The following is a 16,450-nucleotide window of genomic DNA, read 5'->3' on the forward strand; positions in this document are numbered from 1 at the left end:
CGGGCGAGACCGGGCACCCGGCGACCGACAATGCCCGGGTGGACTCGTTCCTGATCACGCTGCTGGCCATCGCGGTGCCGACGGGCGGGCTGAACCTGTACCGCACGCTGCGGCAGCACGGCTGGCGGGGCGGATGGCGCTTCGCCGGCTCGCTGGTCAGCTCCGCGCTGCTCGGGATCCTCGTCGCCTACGCGACCACCCTCATCTGGGTCCTGCTGCTCGCGGCCGTGCTCTCCCTGCCTTGACCCGGTGCCGCGGCTACAGCTCCAGGAAGGGCTTCGGGTAGGTGAACTCGCCCCGCATCGCCGGGTCGTAGGAGCTCAGGGTGCGGACCTGCAGGTGCGAGGCCCACTCGGGGACCTGCGGGGTGATCCCGTGCTCCACGGCGGGCTCGAACCCGAACCTCGGGTAGTACTCCCGGTGTCCGAGCAGGACGACAGCCGGTTCGCCGAGCGCGTCCGCCGCGCCGAGGACCGCGTGCACCAGCGCTGACCCGACGCCGCGCCGCTGGAGCTCCGGCAGCACCCCGAGCGGTCCCAGCGCCAGCGCCGGGACGTCGGCGATGTGGCCGCGGGTGCACACGACGTGCCCGACGACCCTCCCGTCCTGCTCGGCGACCAGCGACAGCGCCGGCAGCCAGGCGTCGTCGGCGCGGAGCGCGTCGACGAGCCCGGCCTCCACCGGGACCACGTCCGGTCGGTCGGCATCCGCGAAGGCGGCCGCGTGCACCGCGTGGATGGCGGAGACGTCGGCGGGAGTTTCACGTCGGACCAGCACCCGCCCACGCTGCACGCCGCCGAGCTCGCCGTGCAACCGGATTTCCGGACTCGGTCAGCGGGTGGCGAGCTGCAGCAGCCCCCACAGCTGGGCGACCGCGTCCGGGTCGCCGCTGATCTCCACCGCCCGGTTCGGCAGCCGACCCCACGTCCACAGGTAGACCGCGGCGGGGTCTCCGCTGACCACCGCGTCCGGCGTGGTGGTTGCGACGTCGTCCGAACTGACCACGGCGGTGCTGCGCTCGTCCGCGGTCACCAGCCAGTTGCGCCCGGCCACGTGCACCCCGACCGAGCAGGCGTGGCTCGCGGTGATGCCGAGGGCGTGCAGCCGGTGGGCGAACCACACCCGCAGCACCTCGTCGACGCCGTCGACGGCCACGTCGGTCTCGATCGCGGTGCGCTCCACCCCCGCCGCCGTCTGCACGTCCACCCGGTGCACCGTGGTGGCGTGCAGCATCCGGCGCACCCAGAAGCGCACCTCGTGCTGCTCCGGCCACCAGGTCGGGCAGGGGTCGTGCGGTGGCCGGGACCCGAACTCCGCGAGCAGCGCGGCCAACCGGACCGCGAACCGGTTGGTCACCTCGCGCAGCTCGGGACGCTCCGGCAGCTCCCACGGCCGCTCCACCTCGGAGGACCCCAGCCAGGACAACGCGTCCTCGCACAGGTCGCCCAGGTGCCGCACGGTCTCCCCCAGCGTCCGCCCGGAGGCGCTCCACACCGGCTGGTCCGGGTGCGCGTCGTGCGTCGCCGCGATGAGCAGCTGCGCCTCGATGCCGAGCAGGTCCAGCATCCGCCCGTGGTCCACGCCCACTCCCGTGCCGTTCACCGCGCCACCCCCAGCAAGCTGCGTCCGACGATGTCCAGGAACTCCCGGCTGCGCGCCAGCAGGGCGTCGGCGTCGAGCCAGGTGATGGTCGGCGCCCCGGCCTCGGCGGCCGCGCGCCGGTCCGACCGCGCCGCGAAGTAGGCCGCCCACTCCCGCAGTTCCGGCGCGGCGTCCGTCACCAAGCGCCACACGCTGGCCGGTCGCTGCTCCCCGCACTGCCGGGAGCGGGCCACCACCACGGCCGTGGCCGCGCGCAGCGCCGCCACGTGAGCGGCCACGTACCGCTCGGCCGGGCGGTCCGCCTGCTCCGCGTCGTGCAGGCAGGTCCGCGCGTGGAGCAGCAGCGACAGCGAGCCCGCCGGGGTCTCCGCCTCAGGGGTCGGGCCCTGGTCCTCCACGGCGCTCCGCGGAGCGGGTATCGCGAGATCGGTGGAAAAAGACATCGGCGCTCTCCTCTGCACGACGAAGTCGTCCGCGCCCACCAGGGCTCCCCTCCGCCGCCTCCGGTCCGGGGCGGCCGGTCCGGCGGCGGAGCGCTTCCCCCACTCCGCCGCCGGACCACTGTTCGAACCTCAGTTCGTCGAACTCGCGTTCGAACACAGCCAGACTAGCGCCCCCGACGGCCCACCTCAAGCACTGCGCGATAGCTCACCTGTTCGAGGGATGATCAGCGGCGATGATCACCCGGAGGGAGGCGCCGGACGCCGGGTGACCGCCTCGCCACGCGCGGGACACGCCAGGAAGGACGCCGCGCCGCACACCGGTTAGTGTTCGGCCGTGACCGCCGCTCCTTCACCCCGCCGCGAACGGATCGCCGAGCTGACCGCCGACCAGCTCCGGGCCCGCCTGCCCGAAGCCCTGCAGATCTACGTGACCGCGATGGGATACCCGCCCTCCACCGTCCAGCAGCGCGCCCCGATGTGGTCGGCGCACATGCTGCGCGCGGGGTGGCGCTGCGTCGGCGCGTTCACCGACCAGGACGAGCTCATCGGCATCGGCTACGGCTACCTCGGCGCCCCCGGTCAGTGGTGGCACGAGCAGGTCCGCCGCGGCCTGCTGAGCAGCGGGGCCGAGATTGGCGACTGGCTGGACGACTACTTCGAGCTGACCGAGCTGCACGTGCACCCGTCCGGCCAGGGTGCCGGGCTCGGCGAGGAGATCCTGCGCCGCCTGCTGGCCGGCGCCCCGGGCACCAAGGTCCTGCTGTCCACCCCGGAGGGACCGACGCGCGCCTGGCGGCTGTACCGCCGGGTCGGCTTCACCGACGTGCTGCGCAACTACCGGTTCGCCGGCGACCCGCGCCCGTTCGCGGTGCTCGGCCGCCCGCTGCCGCTGGAGCCCCGCTAGGCCCGGCATCCGGGCGAAAAACGCGAATAACTTTCACGAAGATCTTGCCCCGCGCCGTGTGATCGTCTTCACTGCGTCACCAGCAGGTGACGACGGGTGGAGGTGGCGATGGGCCGGGTGGGACTGCTGCGCAGAGCGGGGGCGATCGCGGTGTCGGTGGTGGCGGGCGTGTCCCTGGCGGCCGCCCCGGCCACGGCCGGACCCCGGTACCAGCACTACGTCGCCCTCGGCGACTCGTTCACCTCGGGGCCGCTCATCCCGTGGATGCGGCTGGACCCGCTGCTGTGCGGGCGGTCCACGAACAACTACCCGGCCCTGCTGGCGCGCGAGCTCGAACCGGCGGAGTTCACCGACGTCAGCTGCGGCGGCGCGGACACCACGGACATGACCAGCGCCCAGGACTGGTACACCGGGCCGCAGTTCGACGCGCTCACCGAGGACACGGACCTGGTCACGCTGGGCATCGGCGGGAACGACTTCGACGTCTTCAGCGACGCCATCAACGTCTGCTCCAGCCTGCGGGCCACCGACCCGGTCGGATCACCGTGCCGGGAGCACTTCGCCGTCGACGGCGGCGACGACCTCATGCGGCGCATCGAGCTCACCGGGCACCGCGTGGCGGAGGTCGTCCGGGGCGTGCGGGAGCGCTCGCCGCAGGCGCGGGTCCTGGTCATCGGCTACCCGCGCATCGTGCCGGAGGAGGGCTACTGCCCGGACGTCCTGCCGATCGCCGACGGCGACTACCGCTACGCGGACGAGGTCGAGCAGGCGCTCAACGCCGCGATCGCCGACGCGGCGCAGCGCACCGGCGCCACCTTCGTCGACACCTACGGCCCGTCCGAGGGACATGACGCGTGCGCGACCGGGGACGCGGCCTGGATCAACGGCCAGCACCTGAGCCCGGTGGCGGCGCCCTACCACCCGTTCGCCTCGGCGATGGCCGCGCAGGCCAGCATCATCGCCGACGTGCTGCGCGGCGCGGAGCCGGACGTCGCCGCGGCCGAGCGCGCCGCCGACCGCGCGGCCGAGGAGACCGCGCGCCAGGCCGACCGCACCGACCCCGCGGCCCGCGCGCGCCTGCTCGAGCACCAGCGGACCTGGTGACGGGCGCCTCCCGCCGGGGTGAGCCGGCGGGAGGCGTGCCGTCTACAGCCGCGCGAGCTGTTCGCGGAGGGTGTCCAGCCCCATGCCGCCCATGCGCAGGGCCGTCGTGTGGAACTCCTTGACGTCGAAGTCCGCGCCGTGGCGCTGCTTCGCCTCGTCGCGGGCCGCCCGCCAGAGCCGCTCGCCGAGCTTGTACGAGGGGGCCTGGCCTGGCCAGCCCAGGTAGCGGTCGATCTCGTCGCGGACGTGCTGCGGGTCGGTGATCGTCCGGCTGAGCATGAACTCCAGGCCCAGCTCCGGGGTCCAGCGCTCGCCCTCGTGGAAGCCGGTGCCCGCCGGGATCTCCAGCTCGAGGTGCATGCCGATGTCGACCACCACGCGCGCCGCGCGGAACAGCTGGTCGTTGAGCATGCCCAGCAGGTCGCCGTCGTCCTCGAGGTAGCCCAGCTCGCGCATCAAGCGCTCGGCGTAGAGCGCCCAGCCCTCGCCGTGCCCGGACACGAAGCAGGCCAGCCGCTGGAACTTGTTCAGCCGCTCCGCCTGGTGCACCGCGGTCGCCACCTGGAGGTGATGCCCCGGGACGCCCTCGTGGTACACGGTCGAGACCTCGCGCCAGGTCGGGAAGTCCTCCTTGTCGGCGGGCACCGACCACCACATCCGGCCCGGCCGGGAGAAGTCCTCGGTCGGCCCGGTGTAGTAGGCGCCGACTCCGCCGCCCGGGGGCGCGATCCGGCACTCGAGCTCCATCAGCGGGTCCGGGATGTCGAAGTGCGTCCCGCGCAGGTCCTGCAGCGCCTGGTCGGACAACCGCTGCATCCACTCCTCGAACGCCTTCTGGCCGCGCACCCGGTAGCGCGGGTCGGCGTCGAGCGCCGCGGCGGCCTCGGCCAGCGTCGCGCCCGGCTTGATCCGGTCCGCGACCTGCTTCATCTCCGCCTCGATGCCGGCGAACTCCTCCCAGCCCCACTCGTAGGCCTCGCGCAGGTCCAGCCGGGCGCCGGTGAAGTACCGCGACCACAGCCGGTACCGCTCCTCGCCGACGGCGTCCTTCGCCGGCGCCTTCGGCAGCAGCTCGGTGCGCAGGAAGTCGGCGAGCCCGGCGTAGGCCTCGGCGGCCGACTCCGCCGCCGTGTCGAGGTCGCGGCGCAGCGGCTCGTCGACGCCCTCGGCGCGCTCCACCATCGCGGCGAAGAACGACTTCCCGCCGCGTCCGGCCCAGGTGTCGCACTGCTCGGCGACCTTGGTGACCTGCCGCGCCGCCGCCACGTTGCCGTCCGCGGCCGCCGCCAGCAGGCCGGCGCGCAGCCCCAGCACCGCCTCGGGCACCACCGACATGCGGCGGGCGATGGTGCGCCAGTGCTCCGGGGTGTCGGTCGGCATCAGGTCGAAGACCTGCCGCAGGTCCTGCGCCGGCGAGGCGATCACGTTGAGCGCGGACATGTCCGCACCGATCTCGTGCAGCTCCAGGTCCAGTCCCACCCGCTCGGTGAACACCGCCTGCGCGATGCGCTCCGAGTCGTCGCGCGGCTCGGCGGCCTGCACCGCCGCCAGGCTGCGGCGGGCCAGCTCGGCGCGCGCCCGGTGCCCGTCCGGCGAGTAGTCGGTCAGCTCGTCTTCCCCACCTGGCACACCCAGGTACGTCGCGGCGATCGGGTCGAGCGCGGCCAGCTCGTCGACGAACCGGTCGCTGATCTCGTGCACGCCGTCGTGGTCAACTCCCATGCCGCCACGCTATCGCGGTCGGTGTCCCCGCACGCACTGCGACGATGGGGGGACGCGCGGTCGGCAGGATCGGCCGCCAGGTGCGAAGATCCCCCAGGTGGAGGGTGGGAAACCGCGCCGTCGCGCGGCATCGCTGCTGGTGCTGTTCACCGTGCTCGGTGCGCTGCTCAGCGGGTGCCTGCGCGTCAACGCTTCGGTCAACGTCTCCGGGGACGACCTGGTGTCCGGCGAGGTGCTGGTGGCCGCCGAGACGCTCGACGGCACGCCGCCGTTCGAGCTGCGCCCGCCGGAGGCGCTGGCCGACCGGGTCGAGGTCACCCCGTACCGCGGCGAGGGCCGCGCCGGACACCGGCTGTCGTTCCACGACCTGAGCTTCGCCGAGGTGGAACACCTGGCCGCGGCGCTCACCCAGTCCGACTCCCGGTACCGGCTGGAGCTGTCCCGAGCGGGCTCGCTGGTCATCTTCGACGGGTCGGTGGACCTGACCCCGCTGGCCGACACCGCCTCCACGGTGGAGCTCACGGTCAGCGCCCCGGGCGAGATCACCAACGCCAACGGCCAGGAGTCGGCGGGCACCGTCAGCTGGACGCTGGAGCCGGGGTCGGTCACCGAGATGTCGGCGACCTACCAGTACTCGAGCGCGGCCGGGGACTGGCTCGGCTGGGCGCTGCTGGTCGGCGCCCTCACCCTCGTCGCGGCGGCTCTGGTGGGCGTGCTCGCGCTGCGCACGCACCTGCGCACCCGCGCCGAGCAGGAGGTCGAGGCGAACGTCTGAACCCCGCCGTCACAACCCGAGCGAGGCCACCACCTGGCGCGTCGCCTTGGAACGGTTGAGGGTGTAGAAGTGCAGCGCAGGCACCCCTTCCGCGATCAGCCGCTCGCAGAGCCGGGTCACCACGTCCACCCCGGCCTGCCGGAACCCGGCCGGGTCGTCGACCAACGGGAGCAGTCGGTCGGCGATGGCCCGGGGCACCGGCACCCCGGCGAGCTCGCCGAACTTCGCCAGCACCCGCGGCGTCGTGATCGGCATGACCCCCGGCAGCAGCGGCACGTGGCAGCCGCGCGCGGCCATCCGGTCGCGCAGCCGCAGGAAGTGCTCCGGCTCCAGGAACAGCTGGGCGATGGCGAAGTCCGCCCCGGCGCGGACCTTGCGGACCAGGTGGTCGGCGTCGGTCTCCAGGTCGGTCGACCGCGGGTGCCCGTGCGGGAAGGCCGCCACGCCGACGCAGAAGTCGCCGAGCTCGCGGACCAGCCGCACCAGCTCCTCGGCGTGCTCCAGCCCCTCCGGGTGGCGGACCCACGGGCCGGTGGGGTCGCCGGGCGGGTCACCGCGCACCGCCAGCACGTTGCGCACCCCGGACGCGGCGTACCAGCCGACGGCGTGGCGCAGCTCGGCCACGGAGTGGTCGACGGCGGTCAGGTGCGCCACCGGGGTCAGCGTGGTCTCCTGCGCGATGCGCGCGGTGGTCCGGACGGTGCGGTCGCGGCTGGAGCCGCCCGCGCCGTAGGGTCACCGACACGAACGCCGGGTCCAGGGGCTCCAGGTCGCGCACCGCCCGCCAGAGGACGCGCTCCTCGTCGTCGTTGCGGGGAGGGAAGAACTCGACCGAGAAGGTCGTCCGCCCGGTGCGCAACCGGTCCACCAGTGCCATGCGGCGCAGCATACGAGCGTGGCTACGCTCCGAAGTCTTCTCAGTGACTGGGAGCGAACCAGTGGCCCCGAGCGGGCGAGCCAGAACAACATCGCGGAGGATGGTGGGATGCCCCCATCACATTCGGTTACCGCGCAAGCGACCAACGAGGACACCGTCGTGGAGTCGAACCTTCCCGAGCAGGTCCAGCAGGAGCTGACCGAATTCTTGCGGTCCCGCCGCGCCGAAGCGGACGACCTCGACCCGGCCTTCCAGGCCGCGGTGGTGGAACTGGCCGGCTTCGTGCTCGGCGGCGGCAAACGGATCCGCCCCACGTTCGCCTGGTGGGGGTGGCGTGCTGCCGGCGGTGGCGCGGAGGGCCGGGAGGCGGTGGCGATGCTGCGCGCCGCCAGCGCCCTGGAGCTGCTGCAGGCCTGCGCGCTGGTGCACGACGACCTCATCGACGGGTCCGACACCCGGCGCGGCGGCCCGACCGTGCACCGCCGGTTCGAGCAGGTGCACCGGGAGTCCGGCTTCGCCGGTGACGGCGAGCAGTTCGGCATGGCCGCCGCCGTGCTGCTCGGCGACCTCGCGCTGTCCTGGGCCGACGACATGCTGCACGGCGCCGGCATCCCGCCGGCCGCGCTGGCCCGGGCGCTGCGGCCGTGGCGCGCGATGCGCACCGAGGTGCTCGCCGGGCAGTACCTGGACGTGCTCGGCCAGGTCCGCGGCGACGAGACGCCGCAGGCCGCGCTGCGGATCTGCCAGCTCAAGTCCGCCTCCTACACCGTGCAGCGCCCGCTGGAGCTGGGCGCGGAGGTCGCCGGGGCGAGCCCGGAGGCGCTGGAGGCGCTGCGCCGGTTCGGCTCCGACATCGGCGTCGCCTTCCAGCTGCGCGACGACCTGCTCGGCGTCTTCGGCGACCCCGGCGTGACCGGCAAGCCCGCGGGCGACGACCTGCGCGAGGGCAAGCGGACGGTGCTCATCGCCGAGGCCGCGGCCACCGCCCGGGAGAAGGGCGACCAGGAGGCCCTGGACCTGCTGCACGGCGTCCTCGGCGACCCGGACCTCGACGAGCAGCGCGTGGAGCAGGCGCGGGAGGTGCTCACCCGGCTCGGCGCCGTCGCGGCGGTGGAGGAGCGCATCACCGACCTGACCGCCTCCGCGCTGCACGCGCTGCACGGCGCGGACCTGGCCGAACCGGCCGCGTCGCGGCTCGCCGAGCTGGCCGTCGCGGTCACCGACCGGACCCGCTGATGCGCACCACCAGCGGCCGCAGCGACCGCGTGCTGGTCGTCGGCGCCGGGCTCGCCGGCCTGGCCGCGGCGCTGCACCTGGCCGGGGCGGGGCGGCAGGTGACGGTGGTGGAGCGGGCGCCGGCGCCGGGCGGCCGCGCCGGGCTGCACCAGCTGGACGGCTACCGCATCGACACCGGCCCGACCGTGCTGACCATGCCGGAGCTGGTCGACGAGGCGCTGCAGGCGGTCGGTGCGTCGCTGGCCGACCGCCTCGACCTGGTCCCGCTGCACCCGGCGTACCAGGCGCGCTTCGCCGACGGCTCGGTGCTGGACGTGCACACCGACGCCGAGGCGATGGAGCAGGAGGTGCGCCGGTTCGCCGGGCCCGCGGAGGCGGCCGGGTACCGGCGGCTGCGCCGCTGGTTGGTCGAGGTGTACCGGGCGGAGATGCACCGGTTCATCGACGCGAACTTCGACTCCCCGCTGGACCTGCTGTCACCGGAGCTGCTCCGGCTGGCCGCGCTGGGTGGCTTCGGCCGCCTCGGCGCCGCGGTCGGCCGCTTCCTGGGCGACGAACGGCTGCGCCGGGTGTTCTCCTTCCAGGCCCTCTACGCGGGCCTCGACCCGCGGCGCGCGCTGGCGCTGTACGCGGTGATCTCCTACATGGACACCGTCGGCGGCGTGTGGTTCCCGCGCGGCGGCATGCACGCGGTGCCGCGGGCCCTCGCCGACGCCGCCGCGGACGCCGGGGTCGCGTTCCGCTACGGAACCGAGGTCACCGACCTGGAACGGCGCGGCGACCGCGTCGTCGCGGCACGCACCGCGACCGGCGAGCGGCTCCGCGCCGACGCCTTCGTGCTCACCCCGGACCTGCCGGTGGTGCACCGGTTGCTGGGACGGCGGCCCCGGCGGCGGCTGCGCTGGTCCCCCTCGGCCGTGGTGCTGCACGCGGGGACCACGCGCAGCTGGTCCGAGGCGCACCACACGATCTCCTTCGGCGCCGCCTGGGAGCAGACGTTCACCGAGATCATCCGCGACGGCGCGCTGATGAGCGACCCGTCGCTGCTGGTCACGCGGCCGACCGCGACCGACCCGACGCTCGCGCCGGCCGGCCGCGAACTGCACTACCTGCTCGCCCCGTGCCCGAACCTGGCCACCGGGCCGATCGACTGGGCGCGGGTGGGCCCGGCCTACCGCGACGAGCTGCTGCGCACCGCGGAGCGGCGCGGGTTCACCGGCCTGGAGAGCTCGATCGAGGTGCAGGAGCTGGTCACGCCCGCGGACTGGGCCGCGCAGGGGCACGCCGCGGGGACTCCGTTCTCCGCCGCGCACACCTTCCCGCAGACCGGTCCGTTCCGCCCGCGGAACCTGGTCCGCGGGCTGGGCAACGTCGTGCTGGCCGGCTCCGGGACCACCCCCGGGGTCGGCGTGCCCCCCGTGCTGGTCTCCGGCAAGCTCGCGGCGCAGCGCATCACCGGCAGGCGGTGAGCGCGCAGCCGTGCGCAGCACCGCTGCGCGCCCGCGGGCGCGTCAGAAGCCCATCGCCTGGGCGCGGCGCTTGACCTCCCGGCCCCGGTCGCCGCGCAGGGCCTCGATCGGGGTCCCCGGCAGCGAGTCGTCCGGGGTGAACAGCCAGCGGAGGATCTCGTCGTCGTGGTAGCCGGCGTCCCGGAGCAGGGTGATCGTGCCGGGCAGTCCCTTCACGACCTCGTTCCCGGCGAGGAACGGTGCGGGCACGCCGAGCACGGAGCCGCGGCGCAGCGCCAGCAGGTGTCCATCACGAATCATCTGGTGCACCCGGGTCACGGACCGACCGATCCGCTCGGCGACGGTCTCCAGCGGAACGACCTCCACATCGGGAGCGAGAACGTCCGGGGCAGCTGGGATCGCACTCACGCTGATACTTTGCCACACCGCGGGGTCGGACGCCGAGCACCCGCACGGCGGGATCCTCGTGCGCAGGACCGTCGGCGCCGCCCCGCGACGACGATCATGGACCTCCCTCGACCTGGCCTCGGCACGTCGGCCGCACCTGCCACAATCGGGGGTGGAACGGTTACCCGGCGGTTGGCGGACAATGACTTCTGAGACACGGCGCGGACGCGGCCCGAGCCTCGTCGGAGCCATGCTCGAACGCCGGTACCGGGTCGATGCACTGCTCGCCCGCGGCGGTATGTCCACCGTCTACCGGGGCCTGGACACGCGGCTGGACCGGCCGGTGGCCATCAAGGTCATGGACGAGCAGTACTCCGGTGACCGGTCGTTCGTGCAGCGCTTCGAGCGCGAGGCCCGGGCCGCGGCCAAGCTGCACCACCCCGACATCGTGGCCGTCTACGACCAGGGCGTGGACCACGGCAGCGACGGCGACCACGTCTTCCTGGTGATGCAGCTGGTCGAGGGCTGCACGCTGCGCGACCTGATCGTGGACCGCGGCGGACAGCTGCCGCTGCCGATGGCGCTGAGCGTCATCGAGCCGGTGCTGTCCGCGCTGGACGCCGCGCACCGGGCGGAGATGGTGCACCGCGACGTCAAGCCGGAGAACGTGCTGATCGGCTCCGACGGCTCGGTCAAGGTCGCCGACTTCGGGCTGGTCCGCGCGGCCGCCGAGGCCGGGACGACCAGCGGCAGCGTCATCCTCGGCACCGTCGCCTACCTCTCCCCCGAGCAGGTCACGACCGGTGCCGCCGACGCGCGCACCGACGTCTACGCGGCCGGGATCGTGCTCTACGAGATGCTCACCGGCCGACCGCCGTACGTCGGCGACACCGCGCTCTCGGTGGCCTACCGGCACGTCAACGACGACGTGCCGCCGCCGTCCGAGCTGGTCCCCGACCTGCCGCCGGCCATCGACGAGCTGGTGGTGCGCGCCACCCGGCGCGACCCCGCGCAGCGCCCGCAGAGCGCCGAGGCGTTCCTCACCGAGGTGCGGAAGGCGCGCGAGGAGCTCGGCATCTCGCTGGTCCCGGTGCCGGCCCCCGAGTCGGCCGAGCGCACCGCCCAGATCCCCGCCATCACCGACGACCCGCCGACCGCGCAGATCCCGGCCGTCCAGGACGCACCGCCCCCACCGCCGCCGGCCGCGCCGCAGCGGACCCGGGCGATGCTGCGCCCGGCCACCGGCGACGAGGACTACGCGCAGGACGCCGGGCCGGTCCCGCCCCCGCCACCGGCCCGCCCGCGCCAGCGCGGGCGGCGGACCGTCGCGATCTGGACCGCGGTCGTCCTGGCGCTCGCCGCGCTCGTGGGCGGCGGGGCGTTCTGGCTGGGCTCGGGCACCTTCGTCGAGGTCCCGAAGGTCGTGGGCCAGACGGAGGCGGCCGCGCAGCAGGCGCTCACCGCCGCCGACCTGGTCGGCAACGTCACCCGGGAGCACGACAACGTCGTGCCGGAAGGCACGGTGATCAGCTCCAACCCCGAGGAGGGCACGCAGGTCCGCAGCGGCAGCACCGTCGAGCTGGTGGTGTCGCTGGGCAAGCCCGAGGTGCCCGAGATCGCCGAGGGCACACCGCTGGCCGAGGCCGAGAGCCTCATCCGCAACGCGAAGCTGGTGCCCAAGCACGACGAGTCCGCCGACCAGTACCACACCACCGTGCCGGAGGGCCGCGTCATCAGCGTCGACCCGGCACCGGGCACGCCGCTGAACATCAGCAGCGAGGTGACGATCATCGTCAGCAAGGGGCCGCCGCCGGTCCCGGTGCCCGACGTGCGCGGGATGAGCCGCGACGAGGCCTTCGCCACGCTGGCCGCCGCCGGTTTCGAGCCCTACGAGCTGGGCCGCGAGTTCAGCGCGGACGTGGAGGCCGACCACGTCATCAGCACCGATCCGGAACCCGGCACCGAGGTCCGGCTGGCCGGCAAGCCCCGGGTCGGGGTGCTGCTGTCCAACGCGGTGACGGTGCCCAACCTCAGCGGGGTCACCGTGGAGCAGGCGCAGCAGCAGGCCGCGGCGCTGGGGTTGCGGCTCAACGTGAACGCGATCTTCCACCGGCAGAACATGGTGGTCTTCGGGCAGTACCCGCTGCCCGGGTCCAAGGTCCGGCCCGGGAGTGAGATCCACGCCACCGCGTTCTGATGTGACGTTGATCTCCACGGGGTTGCGTAACGTTTTCCGGTCGTTGGGACCTACCTGCGGCGACTGACCCGCCGGAGATCACCTGATCCGGGACTGCTCGGCGGATCTGGCCTGGTCACAGCCGCGCAGCCGGTTCGCTGTGGAAACATTGGGCGCACGATGTCCCCGACTGTCTCCACCGAGTCGGCCCCCGACTGGTCCGAACGGACCGACAACACGACAGCCGACCTGGCCAGCGGCGGACGGCGTGCGGGCCGTCCGCTGCCGCTGCGCACCATCGCGCTCGGCGCCATCGGGTCCGCGCTGCTCGTGGTCGGGGGGTTCGGCGCGGGCGGCACGCTCGTGCACGACCCGTTCCTCGGCTCCGGCCCGCTGTCGGTGCTGCGCTACGGGCACGGCCAGGACGTCGCCGTCGCCGTCGTCTACCTCGGCTTCGCACTGCTGGTGTGGGCGTGGGTGCGGCTCGGGCGCGGGGTGCTCGCGCACCTGGTGACCTCCCGCGGCGTGCTGTGGGCGACGGTCGCCTGGCTGGCGCCGATGCTCATCGCCCCGCCGCTGTTCACCCGCGACGTCTACAGCTACCTCGGACAGGGGCTGCTGGCGCTGCACGGGCTCGACCCCTACGGCGTCGGCCCGTCCGCGCTCACCGGCCCGATCCCGGAGAACGTGCACCCGACCTGGCAGACCACGCCGGCCCCGTACGGGCCGCTGTTCATGGGCGTGGCCAAGGGCGTGGTCCTGCTGGCCGGGCACGACATCATCGCCAGCGTCATCGTGATGCGGCTGGTGCTGCTCGGCGGCCTGGTGATGCTGGTCTGCGCGCTGCCCGGCCTGGTCCGCCACCTCGGCGGCCGGCTGCCGGTCGCGCTGTGGCTGGTCGCGGCGAGCCCGATGACGGTGGTGCACCTGGTGGGCGGCCCGCACAACGACATGCTGATGATCGGGCTGCTCGCGGTGGGCACCCTGCTGGCGCTGGAGGGGCGCAGCGCCGCCGGCATCGCGCTGGCCTCCGCGGCCATGGCGGTCAAGGCCACCGCCGGGCTGGCGCTGCCGTTCCTGGTGTGGCTCTGGGCGGCCCGGCTCACCGGGCCGCTGTGGCAGCGGTTCGTGCGCGCGGTGGTCCCCGCGCTCGGGGTGTTCACGGTGGTCTTCGGCGGGTGCACGCTGCTGGCCAAGGTCGGGCTCGGCTGGCTGTCCGGGCTGTCGGCCCCCGGCATGATCGTGAACTACCTGTCCGCCCCGACCGCAGTCGGCCAGGCGGTGCACAGCCTGGTGTCGCTGTTCGGCGAGACCAACATCTGGCCGTTCGTGGGCACCACCCGCACGCTCGGCTCCGCGCTGCTCGTGGTGCTGCTGGTCTGGCACTGGTGGCAGGCGCGCGAGGGCGGCCCGGACGCGGTGCGCCGCGCGGCGATCGTGCTGTGCTGCGGCGCCCTCCTGTCCCCGGTCCTGCTGCCCTGGTACACCACCTGGGGCCTGGCGCTGGGCGCCGCGTTCGCCTGGACGCCCCGGGCGCTGTCCTACGTGGTCGGCGCCTCGATCGCCCTGGTGCTGGCGTACTACCCGGACGGCGAGCAGGCGATGTACAACTGGCCGTTCGTGGCGGTGGGCATCGGCGCGGCGCTGCTCGGCGGGCTGTCCCTGGTCCGCTTCGACCCGCTGGGCCTCAGCGAGGTCGTCGGCCGCGCCTCCCGCGCACCGCTGGCCTCCCGCCGGTAGACGACGGGCCCCGGAACCGCGAGGGTCCCGGGGCCCGGTCGGACGGTCGTCGGTCAGCCGCGGAGCATCTCCGCGACCAGGAACGCCAGCTCCAGCGACTGCTGGGTGTTCAGCCGCGGGTCGCAGGCCGTCTCGTAGCGGCCCGCGAGGTCGGTGTCGGAGATCTCCTGCGCACCACCCAGGCACTCGGTGACGTCCTCGCCGGTCAGCTCCACGTGGATGCCGCCGGGGTGCGTGCCGAGCCGGTGGTGCACCTCGAAGAAGCCCTGGACCTCGTCGACGATCCGGTCGAAGTGGCGGGTCTTGTAGCCGGTGCTGGACTCGTGGGTGTTGCCGTGCATGGGGTCGCACTGCCAGATCACCTGGTGCCCGGAGGCGGTGACCTTCTCCACGATGGCCGGCAGCACGTCCCGCACCTTGCCGTTGCCCATCCGGCTGATCAGCGTCAGGCGGCCCGGCTCGTTGTTCGGGTCCAGCCGCTCGACGTACTCCACGGCCTGCTCGGGCGTGGTGGTCGGGCCGATCTTGATGCCGATCGGGTTGGAGATCAGCTCGGCGAAGGCGACGTGCGCGCCGTCGAGCTGGCGGGTCCGCTCCCCCACCCACAGGAAGTGGCCGGACAGGTCGAACAGGCGCGGCCGGTCACCCGTGGTGTCCAGCCGGAGCATGGCGCGCTCGTAGTCCATCACCAGCGCCTCGTGGCTGGCGTAGAACTGGACCGCGTGCAGGCTGGAGTCGTCGACCCCGCACGCCGCCATGAAGCGCAGGCCGCGGTCGATCTCGGCGGCGACGGACTCGTAGCGCTCCCCGGCCGGGGAGTTGAGCACGAAGTCCTTGTTCCAGTCGTGCACCTTGGTCAGCGCGGCCATGCCTGCGCTGGTCAGGGCGCGGGAGAGGTTCATCGCCGCGCTGGCGTTGGCGTAGGCCCGGATCAGCCGCGACGGGTCGTGGCGGCGCGCTTCCTCGGTGGCCACCAGCGAGTTCACCATGTCGCCGCGGTAGGACGGCAGGCCCAGCGCGTCGGTGTCGCTGGAGCGCGGCTTGGCGTACTGCCCCGCGATGCGGCCGACCTTGACCACCGGCATGCTCGCGCCGTAGGTGAGCACCACGGCCATCTGCAGCAACGTGCGGATGTTGCCGCGGATGTGCGGCTCGGTGTTGTCCGCGAAGGTTTCCGCGCAGTCACCGCCCTGGAGCAGGAAGGCCTCACCCCGGGCGACCGCGGCGAGGTGCTCGCGCAGCTGGTCGACCTCGGAGGGCACGGTCACCGGAGGGACGCTCTCGAGCACCTTCCGGACGTTCTTCACCTGCTCGGGGTCCGGCCACTTCGGCTGCTGGGCAGCGGGCCGGGACAGCGCGTCGTCGAGCCGGGCGCGCAGCTCGGGCGGCAGCGGAGGCAGTTCGGGCAGGTCATCCACGGGGACGTCGACGGTCCAGTTCACGTGCCCAGGATAGGCGGTCGACGCTGGAGCACTCACTCCGGGAAGCCGGTCCCACGATGCGGAAGCCCAGCAGAGCTCGATTCAGTAGGCGCCGCCGAGCTTGCGGTGGTCCCAGCTGATCGTCCGGGTGGGGGTGAACCGGATGCCGACCCGCTTGGCGGCCTTCGCGCGCAGTGCGGCGCGGGCCTGCTCGTCACTGAGGTCCAGCGGCGAGGCCGTGCCGTAGCGCACGGCGAGCCCCGTGCCGATGCGCTCCACGTCCTCCGGCGACTCCAGCAGCTCCACGTCGCACTCCAGCGACACCCCGCGCAGCTCGCTGTACCCGGTGCCGGCCTCCAGCAGCAGCGTGGCGCGCGGGTCGCGGCGCAGGTTCCGCGTCTTCTGCGCGCGTGCGTAGGACCACACCTCGATGACCGGGCCGTCGTGCACGAACCACATCGGCACCAGGTGCGGCCGCCCGTCGGGCTTCACCGTGGCCAGCACCACCACCCGCCGCTGGCCGATGAACTCGACGACCTCGTCCTCGGTCATGGTGATCTGGCCGCGTCGCGACATCCGCTGCTCCGTTCCCGC

Annotated in this window: 15 protein-coding genes and 1 pseudogene; 8 read left to right on the plus strand and 8 right to left on the minus strand. The window is 73.8% G+C overall.

Annotated elements, in window-relative coordinates:
• Positions 1–38 precede the first annotated feature (38 nt).
• A complete protein-coding gene (locus HNR68_RS22215; protein ID WP_179723687.1) occupies positions 39–245 on the plus strand; it encodes a hypothetical protein in 207 nt (68 codons plus the stop codon).
• A 13-nt stretch (positions 246–258) separates the two neighbouring features.
• Here HNR68_RS22215 and HNR68_RS22220 read toward each other — a convergent pair whose 3' ends face one another.
• From HNR68_RS22220 to HNR68_RS22230, 3 genes are read right to left on the minus strand one after another with little or no spacing between them, the layout of a single operon-like run.
• Entirely contained in the window at positions 259–777 is a 519-nt protein-coding gene (locus HNR68_RS22220; protein ID WP_179723688.1) for a GNAT family N-acetyltransferase, read from the minus strand.
• A 54-nt stretch (positions 778–831) separates the two neighbouring features.
• Positions 832–1,602 carry a maleylpyruvate isomerase N-terminal domain-containing protein gene (locus tag HNR68_RS22225; RefSeq protein WP_343050327.1) on the minus strand — a complete coding sequence of 257 codons (771 nt, stop codon included), beginning with the start codon at positions 1,600–1,602 and terminating at the stop codon, positions 832–834.
• Complete coding sequence (locus tag HNR68_RS22230; RefSeq protein WP_179723689.1) at positions 1,599–2,045, minus strand: SAV_6107 family HEPN domain-containing protein; 447 nt, start codon at positions 2,043–2,045, stop codon at positions 1,599–1,601. Before HNR68_RS22230 ends, HNR68_RS22225 begins: the two co-directional genes overlap by 4 nt.
• A 334-nt stretch (positions 2,046–2,379) precedes the next feature.
• Here HNR68_RS22230 and HNR68_RS22235 point away from each other — a divergent pair, with 334 nt between their 5' ends.
• Both HNR68_RS22235 and HNR68_RS22240 read left to right on the plus strand, forming a co-directional pair.
• Positions 2,380–2,949 (plus strand): GNAT family N-acetyltransferase, encoded by a 570-nt coding sequence (locus HNR68_RS22235; protein WP_179723690.1) that lies wholly within the window; start codon positions 2,380–2,382, stop codon positions 2,947–2,949.
• A gap of 108 nt (positions 2,950–3,057) precedes the next feature.
• Positions 3,058–4,053, plus strand: a complete 996-nt coding sequence (locus tag HNR68_RS22240; protein WP_179723691.1) for an SGNH/GDSL hydrolase family protein — start codon at positions 3,058–3,060, stop codon at positions 4,051–4,053.
• Between the two features lie 42 nt (positions 4,054–4,095).
• Here HNR68_RS22240 and HNR68_RS22245 read toward each other — a convergent pair whose 3' ends face one another.
• Complete coding sequence (locus HNR68_RS22245) at positions 4,096–5,775, minus strand: DUF885 domain-containing protein (protein ID WP_179723692.1); 1,680 nt, start codon at positions 5,773–5,775, stop codon at positions 4,096–4,098.
• A 97-nt stretch (positions 5,776–5,872) separates the two neighbouring features.
• Here HNR68_RS22245 and HNR68_RS22250 point away from each other — a divergent pair, with 97 nt between their 5' ends.
• Positions 5,873–6,550: a DUF3153 domain-containing protein gene (locus HNR68_RS22250; RefSeq protein ID WP_179723693.1), complete on the plus strand. Its 678-nt coding sequence runs from the start codon at positions 5,873–5,875 to the stop codon at positions 6,548–6,550.
• Between the two features lie 9 nt (positions 6,551–6,559).
• Here HNR68_RS22250 and metF read toward each other — a convergent pair.
• Positions 6,560–7,427, minus strand: a pseudogene (gene metF, locus HNR68_RS22255) (methylenetetrahydrofolate reductase [NAD(P)H]).
• A gap of 108 nt (positions 7,428–7,535) precedes the next feature.
• On the opposite strand from metF, the gene HNR68_RS22260 reads away from it, so the two are divergent.
• On the plus strand, positions 7,536–8,663 hold the full coding sequence (locus HNR68_RS22260) for a polyprenyl synthetase family protein (RefSeq protein WP_179723694.1): 1,128 nt from the start codon (positions 7,536–7,538) through the stop codon (positions 8,661–8,663).
• Entirely contained in the window at positions 8,663–10,132 is a 1,470-nt protein-coding gene (crtI, locus tag HNR68_RS22265) for a phytoene desaturase family protein (protein ID WP_179723695.1), read from the plus strand. Before HNR68_RS22260 ends, crtI begins: the two co-directional genes overlap by 1 nt.
• A gap of 42 nt (positions 10,133–10,174) precedes the next feature.
• Here crtI and HNR68_RS26990 read toward each other — a convergent pair whose 3' ends face one another.
• Positions 10,175–10,540 (minus strand): Rv2175c family DNA-binding protein, encoded by a 366-nt coding sequence (locus HNR68_RS26990; RefSeq protein ID WP_343050328.1) that lies wholly within the window; start codon positions 10,538–10,540, stop codon positions 10,175–10,177.
• Positions 10,541–10,769: 229 nt separating this feature from the next.
• Here HNR68_RS26990 and pknB point away from each other — a divergent pair, with 229 nt between their 5' ends.
• Positions 10,770–12,716: a Stk1 family PASTA domain-containing Ser/Thr kinase gene (gene pknB, locus HNR68_RS22275; RefSeq protein ID WP_179723697.1), complete on the plus strand. Its 1,947-nt coding sequence runs from the start codon at positions 10,770–10,772 to the stop codon at positions 12,714–12,716.
• A 159-nt stretch (positions 12,717–12,875) separates the two neighbouring features.
• Positions 12,876–14,435 carry a polyprenol phosphomannose-dependent alpha 1,6 mannosyltransferase MptB gene (gene mptB, locus HNR68_RS22280; protein ID WP_179723698.1) on the plus strand — a complete coding sequence of 520 codons (1,560 nt, stop codon included), beginning with the start codon at positions 12,876–12,878 and terminating at the stop codon, positions 14,433–14,435.
• Between the two features lie 53 nt (positions 14,436–14,488).
• Here mptB and HNR68_RS22285 read toward each other — a convergent pair whose 3' ends face one another.
• On the minus strand, positions 14,489–15,877 hold the full coding sequence (locus tag HNR68_RS22285) for a class II 3-deoxy-7-phosphoheptulonate synthase (protein WP_179723699.1): 1,389 nt from the start codon (positions 15,875–15,877) through the stop codon (positions 14,489–14,491).
• A gap of 81 nt (positions 15,878–15,958) precedes the next feature.
• Complete coding sequence (locus tag HNR68_RS22290) at positions 15,959–16,432, minus strand: pyridoxamine 5'-phosphate oxidase family protein (RefSeq protein WP_179723700.1); 474 nt, start codon at positions 16,430–16,432, stop codon at positions 15,959–15,961.
• Positions 16,433–16,450: the final 18 nt, after the last annotated feature.

The sequence above is a fragment of the Saccharopolyspora hordei genome, assembly GCF_013410345.1.
Classification (GTDB): domain Bacteria; phylum Actinomycetota; class Actinomycetes; order Mycobacteriales; family Pseudonocardiaceae; genus Saccharopolyspora; species Saccharopolyspora hordei.